Origin of the sequence: Mycolicibacterium novocastrense, from assembly GCF_001570485.1 — a bacterium.
Taxonomy (GTDB): Bacteria; Actinomycetota; Actinomycetes; order Mycobacteriales; family Mycobacteriaceae; genus Mycobacterium; species Mycobacterium novocastrense.
Genome location: NZ_BCTA01000002.1, coordinates 187669 through 203373, shown reverse-complemented (window position 1 = coordinate 203373; position 15705 = coordinate 187669). Strand labels below are relative to the sequence as shown.

16 protein-coding genes are annotated in these 15705 nt (G+C 65.7%); 5 read left to right on the top strand and 11 right to left on the bottom strand.

Features of this window, described 5'->3' with window-relative positions:
- Position 1 precedes the first annotated feature (1 nt).
- From RMCN_RS01195 to RMCN_RS01175, 5 genes are read right to left on the bottom strand one after another with little or no spacing between them, the layout of a single operon-like run.
- Positions 2-811, bottom strand: a complete 810-nt coding sequence (locus RMCN_RS01195; RefSeq protein WP_067386623.1) for an MlaE family ABC transporter permease — start codon at positions 809-811, stop codon at positions 2-4.
- Entirely contained in the window at positions 798-1967 is a 1170-nt protein-coding gene (locus RMCN_RS01190; RefSeq protein ID WP_067386620.1) for a thiolase C-terminal domain-containing protein, read from the bottom strand. The genes RMCN_RS01195 and RMCN_RS01190 overlap by 14 nt, the downstream gene beginning before the upstream one ends.
- Positions 1964-3139, bottom strand: coding sequence for an OB-fold domain-containing protein (locus RMCN_RS01185; protein WP_067386618.1), 1176 nt, complete (start codon positions 3137-3139; stop codon positions 1964-1966). Before RMCN_RS01185 ends, RMCN_RS01190 begins: the two co-directional genes overlap by 4 nt.
- An 18-nt stretch (positions 3140-3157) precedes the next feature.
- Complete coding sequence (locus RMCN_RS01180; protein ID WP_067386616.1) at positions 3158-4366, bottom strand: CaiB/BaiF CoA transferase family protein; 1209 nt, start codon at positions 4364-4366, stop codon at positions 3158-3160.
- A complete protein-coding gene (locus RMCN_RS01175) occupies positions 4363-5868 on the bottom strand; it encodes an aldehyde dehydrogenase family protein (RefSeq protein ID WP_067386891.1) in 1506 nt (501 codons plus the stop codon). The genes RMCN_RS01180 and RMCN_RS01175 overlap by 4 nt, the downstream gene beginning before the upstream one ends.
- A gap of 289 nt (positions 5869-6157) precedes the next feature.
- Between RMCN_RS01175 and RMCN_RS01170 the strand changes: the two genes are divergently transcribed.
- The 5 genes from RMCN_RS01170 to RMCN_RS01150 are packed head-to-tail and all read left to right on the top strand — an operon-like array spanning position 6158 to position 9905.
- Entirely contained in the window at positions 6158-6856 is a 699-nt protein-coding gene (locus RMCN_RS01170; RefSeq protein WP_067386614.1) for an SDR family NAD(P)-dependent oxidoreductase, read from the top strand.
- Positions 6857-6887: 31 nt separating this feature from the next.
- The gene (locus tag RMCN_RS01165; protein WP_067386612.1) at positions 6888-7748 is read left to right on the top strand and encodes a mycofactocin-coupled SDR family oxidoreductase; all 861 of its coding nucleotides are present in this window, start codon (positions 6888-6890) and stop codon (positions 7746-7748) included.
- Between the two features lie 19 nt (positions 7749-7767).
- Positions 7768-7959, top strand: coding sequence for a ferredoxin (locus RMCN_RS01160; protein ID WP_067386609.1), 192 nt, complete (start codon positions 7768-7770; stop codon positions 7957-7959).
- Between the two features lie 48 nt (positions 7960-8007).
- On the top strand, positions 8008-9396 hold the full coding sequence (locus RMCN_RS01155; RefSeq protein ID WP_067386889.1) for a cytochrome P450: 1389 nt from the start codon (positions 8008-8010) through the stop codon (positions 9394-9396).
- A gap of 32 nt (positions 9397-9428) precedes the next feature.
- The gene (locus RMCN_RS01150) at positions 9429-9905 is read left to right on the top strand and encodes a hypothetical protein (RefSeq protein ID WP_369816248.1); all 477 of its coding nucleotides are present in this window, start codon (positions 9429-9431) and stop codon (positions 9903-9905) included.
- Positions 9906-10307: 402 nt separating this feature from the next.
- Here RMCN_RS01150 and RMCN_RS01145 read toward each other — a convergent pair whose 3' ends face one another.
- From RMCN_RS01145 to RMCN_RS01120, 6 genes are all read right to left on the bottom strand, one after another.
- Positions 10308-10520 carry an amidase family protein gene (locus tag RMCN_RS01145; protein WP_067386607.1) on the bottom strand — a complete coding sequence of 71 codons (213 nt, stop codon included), beginning with the start codon at positions 10518-10520 and terminating at the stop codon, positions 10308-10310.
- Between the two features lie 38 nt (positions 10521-10558).
- On the bottom strand, positions 10559-11767 hold the full coding sequence (locus RMCN_RS01140; protein ID WP_067386605.1) for a DUF1214 domain-containing protein: 1209 nt from the start codon (positions 11765-11767) through the stop codon (positions 10559-10561).
- A gap of 8 nt (positions 11768-11775) precedes the next feature.
- Entirely contained in the window at positions 11776-12540 is a 765-nt protein-coding gene (locus RMCN_RS01135) for a sugar phosphate isomerase/epimerase family protein (RefSeq protein WP_067386604.1), read from the bottom strand.
- A gap of 2 nt (positions 12541-12542) precedes the next feature.
- Positions 12543-13712 carry a sulfotransferase family protein gene (locus RMCN_RS01130; RefSeq protein WP_067386602.1) on the bottom strand — a complete coding sequence of 390 codons (1170 nt, stop codon included), beginning with the start codon at positions 13710-13712 and terminating at the stop codon, positions 12543-12545.
- Entirely contained in the window at positions 13709-14836 is a 1128-nt protein-coding gene (locus RMCN_RS01125; RefSeq protein ID WP_067386600.1) for an LLM class flavin-dependent oxidoreductase, read from the bottom strand. The genes RMCN_RS01130 and RMCN_RS01125 overlap by 4 nt, the downstream gene beginning before the upstream one ends.
- Positions 14837-14921: 85 nt before the next feature.
- Positions 14922-15701, bottom strand: a complete 780-nt coding sequence (locus RMCN_RS01120; protein WP_067386597.1) for an SDR family NAD(P)-dependent oxidoreductase — start codon at positions 15699-15701, stop codon at positions 14922-14924.
- Positions 15702-15705 lie beyond the last annotated feature (4 nt).

The window sequence follows — 15705 nt, the reverse complement described above, 5'->3', positions numbered from 1 at the left end:
CTCAGTCCTGCGTCATCTGGATACCAATGGCCGTCACGACCACATTGATCACGAACAGTGCCATGAACGCATACACCACAGTCTCGTTGACGGCGTTGCCCACCGCTTTCGCGCCACCACCGGAAACGTTGAGTCCGCGGTAGCAGGCCACCAATCCCGCTATCAACCCGAACAGCAAGGCCTTCACACAGGAGATGATCACCTCGGGCACACCGGTCAGCAGGGTGATGCCCGCAGCGAACGCGCCCGGATTCACGTCCTGAATGAACACCGAAAACGTATAGCCGCCGAGAATCCCGATGATGACTACCAGACTGTTCAGCAGGAGCGCCACCAGTCCCGAGGCGAGCATCCGAGGAGTCACGAGACGTTGCACTGGGTCTATGCCCAGCACTTCCATGGCATCGATCTCTTCACGGATTGTGCGCGAACCCAGATCCGCACACATGGCCGTGGCACCCGCGCCTGCCACGATGAGCACGGTCACCAGCGGACCGACCTGGGTCACGGCGCCGAATGCCGCACCGGCACCGCTCAAGTCGGCTGCACCCAATTCGCGAAGCAAGATATTGAGGGTGAAAGACACAAGAACGGTGAACGGTATCGCCACCAACAACGTCGGTGCCAACGATACCTTCACCACAAACCACGACTGCTCCAGGAACTCGCGCCACTGAAACGGCCGCCGAAAGACGTTTCGTACCGCGTCCTTCGCCATTGCGAACAATCCGCCGACGGCCTCCATCGGCTTGGAACCCCGCCCTAGCGATATGCCGGTCGACCATCGTTCCGCTCCGCTACCGCGCGCCATTGACTGATCCCTCCAGGATCGTGACGGCGGAAACCGCCGTCGGTCCACCGATATTGTGGGCTAGTCCGATCCGAGCACCGTCAACCTGATTGACGGCTTCACCGCGAAGCTGGTCGAACAGTTCCACACACTGTGCCACACCCGTTGCGCCGGGCGGGTGACCCTTGGCCTTGAGCCCCCCACTGGGGTTCACCGGCAAACCTCCGCCGATAGTCGTAACCTCCGCTTCGACGAGTTTGTGGCCCCCGCGCCGTTCGGCGAATCCTAGATCTTCATAGCTGATCAGCTCGATTCCCGTGAAGAAATCGTGAACTTCAGCAACATCCACATCGCTAGAAACAAGACCGGCCATCCCAAAAGCCTGTTTGGCGGCACGCGTCGTCGCGGGGAATGTTGTCATGTCGCCCTTGTGTTGGTGCATCACTGAGTCGAGGCCGAGGCCGACGCCGCGGACCCAGACCGGACGGTTCGTGAACCGGTCGACGACGTCTTCTGCCGCGAGTACGAGGGCGGCCGCGCCATCACTCTGCGGCGCACAGTCGTAGACACCGAATGGCGTGACAACGATCGGCGCTTCCAGTGCCTGCTCCATCGTGATCTCGAACCGCAGTCGAGCCTTGGGGTTTTTGACGCCGTGGCGGTGATTTTTCACCGCCACCATCGCCAGGTGTTCGCGGGTCGCGGGCGACTCGTGCAGGTACCGACGGACGTGCAGCGCGAACCCGGCGGGCGAGACCACCCCGAGCGGGTAATCCCACGCCATGTCGCGGGCCATCGCCTCCCATTTCCACAGCATGTCGCGCGACGTGGTGTCGCGCAGCTTGTCGGCGCCCATCACCAACGCGACGTCGAAGGCCCCCGAGGCGATGCCAAACAACGCGTTGCGTATCGCATCGTTGCCTGTGGCACAGGAGTTCTCGATGCGAGTGACGGGCAGGTCCGGCAGCCCGAGGCTGTCGGCCAGGATGCCCGCCGGGAACCCGTCGGCGGTACCCATCGCGCCGAACCAGGCACCCTGCAGATCCGACTTCTTCAACCCCTTGTCCACGCTGGCCGCGCACTCGGAGAACGCCATCGGCAGCAGGTCTTTCAACCCCAGCGCGAAATGTTCGCCGAACGCGGTCATTCCGGCGCCGACGATGGCCACACGTCTCATGCCGCCACCGCTTCCGGCTCGAACATGTAGCCGTAGTCCGGGACACCGGACCGCACCGCGACCCTGCGCAGCGCCAGCCGCCCGCGGGTGCCGATGTCCACCGATCCCGGCTCGGCACCGGTGACCTTCACCAGTGCGCGCACCCCGACGCCGTCGAGCTCGACGATCACCAGCGAGTACGGCGAACGCAGGCCCGGCACCGGAATGTTCACCGTCGTCTCGGTGTACACCGTTGCGGTGCGCGGCAACGGAATGAGTTCATATCCGGTCGACAGCGTGCCGTCCTCGGCCACCCGGTATCGGGGCGGGAAGTCCAGTTCGTCGGAATCGGTGAAACGGCCTGCCTCCCAACGCACTTTGGCTTCGAAGGCACGTTCGTAGGCCGCCAGGGAGATGGGAATCTCGGCATCGCCGACGACCGTCCCCTCGGGTAGTGGACGGGGCGCCGGCTCGCGCCGGTGCAGCTCGGCGACACCGCCGATGACCGTGATACCCGACAGGCTGGCCTGCTCGACGGCTACCAGGGGTCCGGTGGTTGCCCGCCCGGCCATCCCGGCCAGTGCGAACAACCCCGAGCTTGCGCCGATGGTCGGCAACGGGAGCGGGTCGCCGAGGGTGAGTTCGCTTGCGCGAGCGTGATCCACCCCGGCCACGGCGGCCGGGGTATCGAGCCACGCCGCTTCCAACGAGGCGATCAGTCCTCGCTCGTGCAGCAGCCGGGGATCGCCGTAGTCGTGCACGTCGCCGGTGGCCTTGCGCGTGCGCACCGGCAGGCTCCGCGCCACCCGCGCCGCCGTCCGGACCTGCAGTCCACGTTCGGCGGTCAGGATCGCGGCCGCGCCCGCGGGTTCCAGATCGGTCCCGATGATCAGCGTTCGCGGCCTGGCCGAGCTGACCGCGTCGAGTGTCGCGGGTGCCCCGCCGAGCCGCTCGTCGACCTCGAGTTCCGGATCGAGCCCGAGACCGGCGAGCAGCACCGCGGCGTTACTACTGTCGAGCAGCGGCAGGTCCCGACTGACCAGCACGACGCGTTCCACCGCGCCGCTGGCGATCAGTGCCGCGCGGCCCGCCTCCACGGCAAGGGTGACGGCGTCCTCGTCATCGCCGGGCACGCGGTGCTGGGGGTCCCCCCAGCACGGCAGGTACGTACCGATGGACGCGACGTAGGGCATCGGGACTCTCTTCCGAACCTAGGTGGCGGCGCCGGCCGTCTTGAGCTCGATGATGCGGTCCCAATCCAAGCCGATTTCCAGCAATATCTCGTCAGTTTGCTCAGCGAAGCCCGGAGCGGGACCGGTTTGGGGTGCCGTGACATCGAATTGCACCGGGTTCGCGACCAACTCGAGTTCCCCGGCCTGCACCATGTACTCGTTGGCGCGGATCTGCGCGTCCTCAGCGGCCTGAAGGGTGTCCTGCACCGGCGCCCATGGACCCAACAGCGTCGAGAACCGCTCATTCCATTCGGCGAGCGGTCGCTTGGACATCGCTTCCTTGAGAATTTCCGCGGCGGCCTCGGTGTTCTCGGCGATCGACTCCACGGTCGCGAACCGGGGATCGTCGGCGAGGTCGTCAAGGTCCATGTGCTTGCAGACGTCCGCCCAGAACTTGGTCGGTTGCATCATCACGAACGAGATGTAGCGATCGTCGGCCGTCGGATACAGCCCGACGAGCGGATTGATCGGTGAGCCGTGCACGCCGGGCGGAAACGCCTCCATCCGCTGGCCGAGGTGTCTGGTCAGCGCGACGGTGTGGCCCAACGACCACAGACCACTGCCGAGCAGCGACACGTCGACCACCGGTGCCTCGCCGGTGCGCTCGCGCTTGAGCAGCGCCGCGGCGATCCCGCCTGCCAGGTTCGTGCCGGAGATGGTGTCGCCGTAGGCCGGCCCGGGCGGTCCGACCATCCCGGGCGTACCGGGCGGGGTGATGGTGGCTGCGGTCCCCGCGCGGCACCAGAACGCGGTCATGTCATAGCCGCCCTTGACCGACTCCTCGCCCCGCGGCCCCAACGCACTGCCCCGGGCGTAGACGATGTTCGGGTTCACCGCACGGATGTCGTCGACATCGATGCCGAATTTCTGGCGGTGGCCCGGCAGGAAACTGGTCAGGAAGACGTCGGCGCGGCGGGCCAGTTCCAGCAGCACCTCTTTGCCCTCGGGGACCGACATGTCCAGGCCGATGCTGCGTTTGCCGCGGTTCGCGTGCTCGATGTTCGGGTTGGGGTCGCCCTCGACGCGCAACAAGCCCGTTTGACGCAGCCCACGCTGCGGATCACCGGTGACCGCGTGCTCGACCTTGATCACATCGGCGCCCCACTCGCGCAGCACGGCACCCGCCGAGGGAACGAACCCGTACATCGCGACCTCGAGGACCCGGATACCGTCCAGCGGCCTGCTCATGCTGACTCCTCCGTGACAACCGTCGCGTAGGTCTTCGACTCGAGGAACTCCTCGAGACCGGCGGTGCCCATCTCACGACCGATGCCCGACTGCTTGTATCCGCCGAACGGGCTGTCCGGGCTGAAGTAGTTGCCGCCGTTGATGGAGAACGTGCCCGTGCGGATTCGCCGGGCGACGGCCAGGGCGCGCTCCTGGCTTCCGAACACCGCCCCGGAGAGCCCGTAGATGGAGTTGTTGGCGATCCTCACCGCATCGTCATCGTCGTCGTAGGCGATCACCACGAGCACCGGGCCGAACACCTCCTCCTGGGCGATCTCGCTGTCTGGGTCAACGCCGGTCAACAGCGTCGGCGTATAGAAGTAGCCGGGGTCTACCTTCTCGCCGCCGGTGACCAGCGTGGCGCCGGCCTCAACGGCGCGCTTCACCATGCCGTCGACCTTGTCGCGCTGCCTCTCGCTGATCAGCGGTCCCATGTACGTGCCGGGATCGGCGGGGTCGCCGTACCGCACCAGGCCGAAGTTGTTCTTGACCATCTCGACGATCTCGTCGTGGTGTGCGCGGGGCACCAGCAGCCGCGACGTCAGCGCACACCCCTGGCCGGCGTGCGTGACCATGCTGAACGCACTGAACAGTGCCGCGGTACCGAAGTCGGCGTCGTCGACGACGATCGCCGCCGACTTACCGCCCAACTCTAGGAAAACCTTCTTCAACGTGTCGCTGGCGGCAGCCATGATCCGCCGTCCCGTGGGGGTCGAACCGGTGAAGGTCACCATGTCGACGTCGGAACTGGTGGTCATCGCGGCGCCAACCTCGGGATCGGCTCCGCTGAGCACGTTGACGACCCCGGCCGGGATATCGGTGTGCAGCGCGATCAACTCACCGAGTGCGAGCGTGACCAGCGGGGTGTCCGGTGCCGACTTGAGGACCACCGTGCACCCGGCGGCCAGCGCCGGCGCGAGCTTCGCCAGCGCCAACTGGTTCGGGTAGTTGTAGGCGATGATGGCCGCGACCACCCCGCCGGCCTCCTTCTCCACCCAGCGGTGGTGCTGCTTCCCCCGGGCCTCGATGTTCCCGAGATCCTCGGTCATCGGATAGGTCTTCAGCAGCTCGGCGTAATAACGGACGATCTCGATCGGCTGGTCGAGCTGCGCCCCTTGGCACAAGGCCTCGGTGGCGCCGACCTCGGCGATGGTCAGCGCGGCCAGCTCATCGCGGTGGTCGACCAGTGCGCGGTGGAATTGTTCGAGGCAGCGGATGCGCAACTCGGTGTTGGTCGACCAGGTGGTCTGGTCGAACGCCCGGCGCGCGGCCGCGACCGCCGCTTCGGCATCGGCGACCGTGGCATCCGGCGCATAACCGAGCACGTCGCCGGTCGCTGGATTGACGGAAGGAAACGAACGAGAGGTCTCGAGCAGCTCGCCGCCGATCAGCAACCGCCGCTGCACACCGTGTGTCGGAGTTTCGGTTGCGGCTGGCTCCGAGATGGTGGTCGCTTCCTGCATCATCCTCCTCAGCAATGGTTGCCGTGGTCGCTAGTGATGGAAACTTCATTCTCATCACCGGCGAATCATACATTCGCCAAGGGAGAACTCAAGAAAATGGTGAGGACTTCGACTGCCTGGGGATTGCGGTGCGACACTCATCCGTCGAACGTCTCACCACTGCGAACAGCGGAGCCTTTGCGTCTTGCTAGAGTGCAGTACGCGAGAGTACGGTTCTCATAATCGGAAGGACGATTCTTGATAGCGCCGCGCCAGCGAGGAGCGACATGACGAAGGCCAACGCGAGGGCATGAAGAACGCCGTCGTGACCGGGGGTGGTTCCGGCATCGGATTGGCCGTCGCGCACCGCTTGCGCGCCGACGGCATTCATGTGGCCACACTCGACATCAACCCGTCGGACGCCGAGTTCGCCTTCACCGCCGACGTGACCGACCGGGCTCAGGTCGAGGATGCGCTGAACGCGATCCGCGCTCAACTCGGTCCGGTGACGGTTCTGGTGAACGCGGCCGGTCTGGAGAAGTTCAAGCGGTTCACCGACTTGAAGTTCGAGGACTGGCAGCGCGTCATCGACGTCAACCTCAACGGCGTCTTCCACTGCGTTCAGGCGGTGCTGCCTGACATGGTCGAGGCGGGTTGGGGCCGCATCGTGAACATCTCGTCGTCGAGTACGCATTCCGGCCAGCCGTTCATGTCGGCGTACGTCGCCGCGAAGTCGGCTGTCAACGGGCTGACCAAGTCCCTTGCTCTGGAGTACGGCCCGAGCGGTATCACCGTCAACGCCGTTCCTCCGGGGTTCATCGACACCCCGATGCTGCGTAAATCCGAGGAGCGCGGCTATCTGGTGGTGCAGAAGAACATCGACTCGACACCGGTGCGCAGGATCGGCAGGCCCGAGGACATCGCGGCCGCGTGCGCGTTCTTGGTGTCCGAGGAGGCCGGTTACATCACCGGACAGATCTTGGGCGTCAACGGCGGCCGGAACACGTAACAGAGCCAGGTATAGAGGAAAGGGATCTCCAGTGGGACGCGTACAGGGAAAGGTCGCATTCGTCACAGGCGCGGCACGGGGGCAGGGTCGCAGCCACGCGGTTCGGCTGGCCGAAGAAGGCGCCGACGTCATCGCCGTCGACTTTTGCGAGGACATCTCGACGATCGGCTACCCGATGGCCACTCCGGAGGACCTCGAGGAAACCGCCGCACTGATCGAGAAGACCGGTCGGCGGGCCGTAACCGCGAAGGCGGATGTGCGGGAAGCGACCCAGCTCAAGACCGCGTTGGAGGACGGTATCGCCCAGCTCGGCGGACTGGACATCGTCGTTGCGCAGGCGGGGGTGGCCGGTATGAAAGGCCAGCCGCCGCTGCAGGCCTGGATCGACGTCATCAACACCAACCTGATCGGGACCATCAACGCCATCCAGGTCTCGCTGCTGCACCTCAAGGAGGGCGCCTCAATCATCGCGACGGGCTCCACCGCGGCGCTGATGGACACCCACCAAAAGAACGACCCCGGCAACGATCCCGGCGGCATGGCCTATGTGCACTCCAAGCGCGCGCTGTCGGCCTACGTCCACGACCTTGCCACCGAGCTTGCGCCACGCGGGATCCGGGCCAACGTGGTGCATCCCACCAACTGCAACACCAACATGCTGCAGAGCGAGCCGATGTACAAGTCGTTCCGGCCCGATCTGGAGAAGCCCGAACTCAAGGACGCCGAGCCGGTGTTCTACGTCCAGCAGGCCATGAAGGTGCCGTGGGTCGAACCCGAGGACATCAGCAACGCGGTGCTGTGGCTGGCCTCCGACGAGGCGCGCTTCGTCACCGGTGCGCAGCTGCGCGTCGACGCCGGCGGCTACCTCAAGTGGTACGACTACCACAACTGAGCCGAAAGGAGACTTGCCAGTGAGGGTTTCAGTAGATGGCACACGCTGCCAGGGCCACACCCTGTGCTCGATGATCGCGCCCGACATGTTCGTGCTCGACGACGTCGACGGCCATGCCTCACCGGTCACCGAAGAGGTGCCGGCCGACCAGGAGGAGCTGGTCAAAGAAGCCGCCCACTCGTGTCCGGAACAGGCCATCGTCATCGAATGACGTCGGCACCCAGGCCGACAAGGAAGCAATAGGAGACATGCGTTGCCTATCGAAAGCGATGAGCCGCTCGCGCGAAGAGCCGATGAGAGTGTCGCGACCGACGACGACCGCAAGAAGAACAGGTACCACTTCGACCGGCACACACCGGAATACCGGCTGCAGTTCGAGAAGATCACCGAGGAGATGCAGTCCCGGTGCCCGATAGCGTGGACGGACACCTACAACGGGCACTGGGTGGCCGCCGACAGCAAGCACGTGTTCGAACTCGCGCGCTGTCCGGCGGTCTCCAATCATCACGACCTGACCGGCGAGACACCATATCAGGGCATCACAATCCCGAAGGCGCAAAGGGCCACGGTGGTCCGCGGCGGCATCTTGGAGATGGACGAGCCTGAACACAGCATTTACCGCGGAGTGCTGAACCCCTATCTCTCCCCCGCGGCGGTCAAGCGCTGGAAACCGTTCGTCGACGAGATCGTACGCGCGGCGCTCGATGAGAAGATCGAGTCGGGCCGCATCGACTTCGTCGACGACCTGGCCAACATCGTGCCCGCGGTCCTCACGCTGGCGATGATGGGCATAGAGCTCAAGAAGTGGCCGGTCTACAGCGAGCCGGCGCACCTGTCGGTGTCCACCCCGGAGCACTCACCCGACGCCGCCCGCGTCGCCGAGATGAACCGGCAGATGGGTATCGACATGATCAACACCATGATGGAGGTGCGGGAGAGCCCGCGGCCGGGACTGGTGAACGCGCTGCTGCAACTTCGCATCGACGGCGAACCGGCACCCGATCTGGAGATCCTGGGCAACCTCGGGCTGATCATCGGCGGCGGGTTCGACACCACGACGGCGCTGACCGCGCACTCGCTCGAGTGGCTCTCCGACCATCCCGACCAGCGCGAACTGCTCAGCCGCGAGCGGGCCACCCTGCTCGATGCCGCCACCGAAGAGTTCCTGCGCTACTTCACTCCGGCTCCCGGAGACGGTCGCACCTTCTCAGACGACGTAGTGGTCGAGGGCATCCGGTTCAAGGAGGGCGAGCGGCTCTGGATCTCCTGGGCCATGGCCAACCGCGACCCGTCGGTGTTCGAGAAGCCCAACGAGGTGGTGCTCGATCGAAAAGGCAACCGGCACTTCAGCTTCGGTATCGGCGTGCATCGCTGCGTGGGTTCAAACGTCGCGCGCACCGTTTTCAAGTCGATGGTCACCGCCGTTCTCGACCGGATGCCCGACTACGTCTGCGATCCCGAAGGCACCGAACACTACGAGACCATCGGGGTCATCCAGGGCATGAAACACCTGCCGGCGACCTTCACCCCGAGCAAGCCGCTCGGTCCGGGACTGGACCAGACGCTGGAGAAGTTGCAGCGAATCTGCGACGAGCAGGAGCTAGCGAGGCCGATCACCGAGCGCAAAGAGGCTGCCGTCATCGACTGATTAGCATATCCGACGACCGCAGAGGTGATTGGATGTGCAGCGGGTACGGGGTACTGGGAGGACCGACGTTGAAGCGCTTCAATCTTCTAATTGCTGCCGCCGGCCTGATGGTCGTCGCGAGTTTCGTCGCACCGCCGCCGGCCCAAGCCAAAATGCTCGTCGGGAACTATGACGTGCTGTCTAACAGGTACGAGCGGGCCTCGTGGGTGTGGTTCATTTCGAATTGCCAACCTCCGGACGACAACTGTCTGGACATCAGCGCCATACCGCGGCTGAAGTTCTATGCCTATTACGACGGTGATGCACACCTCAACAACGGTCGGTATACGTTGACGGTCGACGTTCCAGACGGACTGCAGTGCCTGCCCGGTTACGCCATGCCGACGCATGAGACGTGGACTTGGGACGAGGTGTCGCTAGCCGGCACCATCGAGTCACGCTACGACGTGGGGTGTTTCAACGGCCCGCCGGGCGTTCAGTTCTGGACGTTCGCGCTGCAGCGACTCTGACTTTCTGCGCGAGTAGACGCAAAAGCCCCTCTTTCAAGGCGTGTCGGGGCCATATGCGTCTGCTGACTGAGTGATTCGCCCCGGCGCCTCGCGGTTAACGCAGCCCCAGGATCCGGCAGGAATCCATCCCGCAATACCGCTACCGAGTTCGAGGCCGTGAGGCCGCCAGCCAGGGCAGCGGCCGCCCCACCCGGCGACCCCGGTCGACCGCGAAGTGTCGACGGGTTGTTGATGAGCCGAAGATCGGATTGTCAATCTGCCAATCGGTCGCCATGCCTTACCAATAATGATTGCGCCCGCGGCGCATAGGCCGCCGACCGCGTCGGCGGCGAGTTCTGCACCCCCGCGGGGCGGCACGCCGCAGGTCGTGGATACCTGCTGTCTCGAATGAATCCTTGACCGTCACAGGGATTCGTGCAGCGGCCCGACCGCCTCGTCGCAGGCGACTGCCGCATCTGCGGCGTCGGCCGAGTGGCGGGCACCGTCGACGTCGAGCGTCACGACGGCCTTCAGCGGTGGGTTCAGCCGCGCGATGCGGTCCAGATACAGGTCCAGCAGTTCGCGATTGGAGAAGTCACGACGACGGATAGCCCCGCCAGCCGATGTGCCAGCCACAGCGCGCCGTCAGCCGTCGTATTCCAACGGTAGTGGCTTCAGCAGCCGTAGCGCTGTCGTACTCCCCGGAAACGCTCCCACATCCGCGCGGTGCGCTCGGCCGGCGTGACCGTCGCGGTGTCCGGCGGCAGCACCGTCGCGAGCTCGGTGCGCTTGACCAATCGGGTGTGCAGTTGCACCGGTGCACCCTCTAGCATGTGCCGGTACGTCACGTTGCCGCGCTCGAACCCCTGGGTGTCCATCCAGTTGTGGTAGCCCGGATCGTCATGGCACAGCACGATGCGGATCTTGCCGTCGGCGTCGACGGCCGTTCGACTCGGCGTGTAGCTCACCGGCCGGTACAGGAAATCCATGCTGGTGAAAAAGGCGCCCATGTTGGTCAGCATCCACAGCCCCTCATGCGCGTCGAACTCGAGGATCAGCGCATCGTCGGCAGCCAGCTCCCAATGCATGTTGACTGCGGCACGGCCGCGTTTCGCGTCGGCGCCCGTCGCGTCGATGTCCGGGAACCGGTTCGACCGATCGGCATCGACACCGCCATGGGCGAACGGGAACTCGGGCCAGTCGTCCATCATCGCGGTGAGGAATTGACCCGCCCAGTCGATCGCTGCGGTCATCACCGCAGTGCCCGGCAGTGGCTTGGGCGCGTTCATGTCGACGCGTTCGATCCACATCCGCGCCGGCCTCTCATCCCACGAGTCGAAGCCTTGACGGATGAACAGTTTGCGCGAACCGGGTGTGGTGGGCAGCCAGTTGCGGTCGCGTGGCGGGCCGCCGATGTGGATTTCGAAGGTGCCGTCGGAGGCCGTCTCCAGTTGATGGTCAAGCAGATTCACCTCCGGTACATCACCGAAGGGTTCGTGTAACACCCCAGGACGGTCCGGCCGCGGCCCCTGCACCGTGATGTTGAAGAACCGGGCCGTGCCGCGCTCTCCGGTGATCCGGTACGTCGATTGCCCGTCGATCCAGGCTTGCTGATAGGTGAAGTCCGCGCAGTCACCACCCAGCTTCCGCGTCGGGTGACAGAAGGTGTGCAGCAGCGGGTAACGCGTGTCGCGGGTTTCCAGCGCGAGATCGAAGGCCTGCCCGAGGTTTTGGGTGAGGAACCGGAACCCGTCGACACGATGTGCCGCCGACGCGGGGTTGTGGTCCTTGAAGACGCGCTCGCCGGCCGTCTTCAGCCGATCGCAGAACTCGTCCCACGCCGCCTTCAGCGTGGCGTCGTCCGCGCCATCTCCGAACGCCATCGCCCCTCCTAGGACTCGAGTCGGTCCAGCATCGTCGAGATCGCGTCGCAGGCCCGGTTCGCGGCGGCAAGCGGACCTTCCTGTTGGATGCGTGGCCCGATAAGTTCGAGGTCGAAGCCGTGCGGATAGCCCGCCGCGAGAGCCTGCGCGAGGAACGGCTCGATCGGAATGGCGCCGTCGCCGGGGACGGCGCGTGCCGGCAGCGCTCGGTCCCCCAAGACGTAATCGCTGACCTGGATCTGTTGGGTGCGCGGCAGCGCGCGCTCGACGAGCTCGGGAAAGCCGGCCTCGGCCCAGCAGTGGAAGAGATCGATGCACACGTCGAGACCCGCCATCTCCGCCAGCGTGACGGTGTCGCGCAACGTGTGTGCGATGTGAATGTCTGCGTACAGCGCGGACGCGTTCTCGACGGCCAACCCGACCCCGGCCCGGGCGGCCTGTTCGACGCCGGGAGCGACAGCGGAGCAGAAGCGTTCGGCTGCTTGATCCCACGTCAGCGCGCCTCGTCCACCGGTCAGCATGTAGACGACGCGGGTGCCGACCGCGGCCGCGGCGTCGATGACGCGACACAACTCCTCTGGCGTGGTGAACAGGTGGTAGACGGTGTCCACCGAATACCCCTGTCGCTCAATAAGTTCAGGAAGGCCGTCTTCGCTCAGCTGAGAGTCGATCAGGCTGAGCCGGGTGACCCCGAGCGCCTGCCAGTGATCGTCCAGCTGCGGCAGCGGCGCGCCGTAGAACGTCACACTGTGGACCGACAGCCGCTCGCGCACCTTTAGTTCCGATTCTCGATCTGGACGCCGAAACGCTCACGGAAGGGCCGGAACTCGTCGTGCAGTGCACCGATGTCCTCACCGATGTCGGTGAGCAGGCTCGTTGAATAGCGGAACTTGCCGTGCCGGTCGCCGGGGTTGTCGGCGAGGTAAGCGCGCATCGCGGCCTCGGCCTCCCCGCTGAGCGTCGAGCCGCGGAACTCGTAGTACCGGCGCACGGTGCCCACCTGGTCGGCGATGAAGGCGGTGTAGCGCACGTGCAGGATTCGCGGGTCGTCCACCAGCGGGTTGCTCATCGTGTTCGCGATGCTCTCGCGGGTCAGCTGCAAATGCATCTTGGCCGCGGCGCGCAGGTCGACCGGTCCGACGATGCCCTCGAGAATGTCGGCCATCATCATCGTGCGCGACGCCGCGACCTGTACCGGATCGCGGTGCAGCCACATCAGCGTGGCATCGGGATAGGCGTTGAAGAGCTCCTTGAGGCGAAACCCGTGAAAACCCTTGAGCACCCACTGTTTTTTGGGCCGCCGGAACTGGAACTGCTGCAGCATCGCCTTGTGGATCGCGTACTGGGCAGCGGCATCGGTGGGCAGTCCCCCGACCACGGTCTGCATCGGCACCCGCCACCACGCCGTCGGTGTCAGCACCCGGAAGTCGAACGCCCACGTCCGCTCGTCCTCGGGCAGGCCGTCACCCAACATGTCGTTGTAGGGGTGGCTGTGCAACCACTTCGGCAACTTGGCGTTGATCTCCCGCCAGTCGGCATCGGCGCGTGCGCGGCGGGCATCGTCTCCGGCTGCAGTGCCCGGCGGCGGCGACGGATACATCACCTCCCAGAACCGCAGTGCGCGCGCGGCCGGGTCGACCGACATCAGCGCGTGCATCAGCGTGGTGCCCGACCGGGGTTCACCGGTGACGAACATCGGCCGCTCGATCACCTCGTCGGCGACCGGGAACCGGCGGCGGTCCTCGAAGAACTCCAGCCGCGACGCCAGCAGCCAGTGACACACCTCCGCGGCGCGCCGCCTGCCGTCGGCGTCCATGCCGACCTCGTTCAGATGCTGCACCACCAGAGCGAACCGCTCCGGCAGCGTCGGGTCCCCGTAATCGTGCAGGCCGGTCGCGGCCTCGGCATGCGCCAGCAATTCCGCGGCGTTCAACAGGCCGGTCACTCGACGTCTCCACACAAGCGCATCAGTTCGTCCTCCGCGTCGCGCACATTCTGCGCCGACGTGGCGGCGTATTGAATGCCGGCCATTCCCCCATAGTCGAGGATCTTTGGCACCCGCAGCCCGGCGTCGACGTAGTCCTTGATGGTGCGGGCGACCTGTGCCGGGGTGCCGTGCGGGATGACGGCCAGGATCATCTCCGGCCGTACCGCGTCGAGGAACTCGACGATCCGCTCGCGCGTCAGCACGGCGGGGTCGATGTCCTGATAGCCGCGCCAGTCCCGGCCCATCGGGTGCTCGAAACCCAAGCCGCGCAAGAACTCCGCCGACACCTGCAGCAGGAAGGACTTCACCAGAGGCGCAGCGAGGATCTCCTCGACTGCGGCCTCGTCGCGACCCATCACGCAGATCTGGATGTAGCACGGCGTGATCGCCGCCGGGTCGCGGCCCGCCCGTTCGGCCGAACGCCGTACGGCGGTGAGCTTGTCGGCATAGTCCTCGGGAGTCCACGCGCCCGTCGGCCACCAGCCGTCGGCGTAGCGACCGACGATGTCCAGCGTCCGCGGGCCGCTGCCGCCGATCCAGATCCGCGGCGGCCAACCCTCGAATGGCTCGGTGTCGAGCCGCGCGTGGTGCAGCCGGTAGAACCGGCCGTCGTAATCGACGGGCCCCTCGCTGTCCCACAGCAACCGGATTACCTCCAGCGCCTCCTCGAAACGGCTGACGGGCCGGTCGAAGTCGAACCCGTAGGGCACGGTGTTCTCGGTCTCACCGCTGCCGAGACCCAGGATGAAGCGGCCATTGGCGAGGTGGTCGATGGTGAGCGCACTCTGCGCCAGCATCACCGGATGCCTGCGCACGGTGTCGATCACGCTGGTCACCAGCGGGACGCTATCGGTCAACACTGCGGCGGCCGCCGCGACCGCCATCGCGTCCAGGTGGCGGTGCGGGGACGGCGAAACGGTTGCCAGATCGGTGAATTCGGGGGTCCAGATCGAGTCGGGCCAGAAGCTGACCATGTGATCCGGCATCCAGATCGAGTGGTAGCGACCGCTGTCGAGAGTGTCGAGCACCGACAGATCCAGCGGCAACGTGGTGCGCAGATACGCTGCGGGCTGGACCTTCACTTTTCTGGCCCGAGTGTGGGCTTAACGCACGCTTCCTGGCGAAAAGCGTCGATCAATCCCACACTCGCGGGGCAGGTCCGGTGCGTCACGGCAGCTTCCCCACCTCGCGCAGGAAGGTCTGCGTGTGCGCGATGTGGCCGGTCAACGTTCTCGGCTCGCCTGTGCACAACAGGTACGCGGTCTCGGTGATCAGCGAGATGTCCTCGGTGTCGGTCTTGGCGAGGTCGAGGGTCCCCGCGCCGGGCGTGGCGACGGGATTCGTCGGCGCCGCGGCGTTGACCGCGATGCCGTCGTCGTACAATTCGGCCGCAAGGCTTTTCGTCAACCTGTTCAGCGCTGCCTTCACGGTCCCGTACACGCCGAACCCCGCGCTGCGGTCGAAGTCGGAGAACGGCGGCCCCTCCGGCAGGTCACCGCACACCGACGTCACGTTGAGCACCCACCCGCGACCACGCTCGCGCATGGCGGGAATGGCCAACTGAGTCAGATGCAACGGCGCCATCACATGCATCTCGATCATCAGCTTCACCCGACGCTCGGGAAACTGGTCGAGTGGACGCAGGAACGTGACGGCCGCGTTGTTGACCAGAATGTCTGGGGCGCCGACGTGGTCGACGACCTCGGCGAAGAGACTCTCCCGCTCTGCGCTGTCGGACAGGTCGGCGGGCACCGCGATCGCCGTGCAACCGCCGGCCTGGATCTCCTTGAGCGTCTCACGCAGCGAGCCTTGGTACTTCGGGTCGGGCTCCATGGTGCGCGCGGTCAGCGCGACGGTCGCCCCCTCCTGCGCCAGGCGCTGCGCGATCGCCTTGCCCAGCCCCCGGCTGCAGCCGGTCACCAACGCGACCTTGCCGTCACACGACATCGAT

Coding starts and splice junctions, on each gene's coding strand:
- RMCN_RS01140 (WP_067386605.1), bottom strand. CDS start 11,767: ATGGCGTTCGGAGATGGCGCGGACGACGCCACGCTGAAGGCGGCGTGG.
- RMCN_RS01185 (WP_067386618.1), bottom strand. CDS start 3,139: ATGCCCTACGTCGCGTCCATCGGTACGTACCTGCCGTGCTGGGGGGAC.
- RMCN_RS01195 (WP_067386623.1), bottom strand. CDS start 811: ATGGCGCGCGGTAGCGGAGCGGAACGATGGTCGACCGGCATATCGCTA.
- RMCN_RS01120 (WP_067386597.1), bottom strand. CDS start 15,701: ATGTCGTGTGACGGCAAGGTCGCGTTGGTGACCGGCTGCAGCCGGGGG.
- RMCN_RS01150 (WP_369816248.1), top strand. CDS start 9,429: ATGTGCAGCGGGTACGGGGTACTGGGAGGACCGACGTTGAAGCGCTTC.
- RMCN_RS01190 (WP_067386620.1), bottom strand. CDS start 1,967: ATGAGACGTGTGGCCATCGTCGGCGCCGGAATGACCGCGTTCGGCGAA.
- RMCN_RS01175 (WP_067386891.1), bottom strand. CDS start 5,868: ATGCAGGAAGCGACCACCATCTCGGAGCCAGCCGCAACCGAAACTCCG.
- RMCN_RS01170 (WP_067386614.1), top strand. CDS start 6,158: ATGAAGAACGCCGTCGTGACCGGGGGTGGTTCCGGCATCGGATTGGCC.
- RMCN_RS01180 (WP_067386616.1), bottom strand. CDS start 4,366: ATGAGCAGGCCGCTGGACGGTATCCGGGTCCTCGAGGTCGCGATGTAC.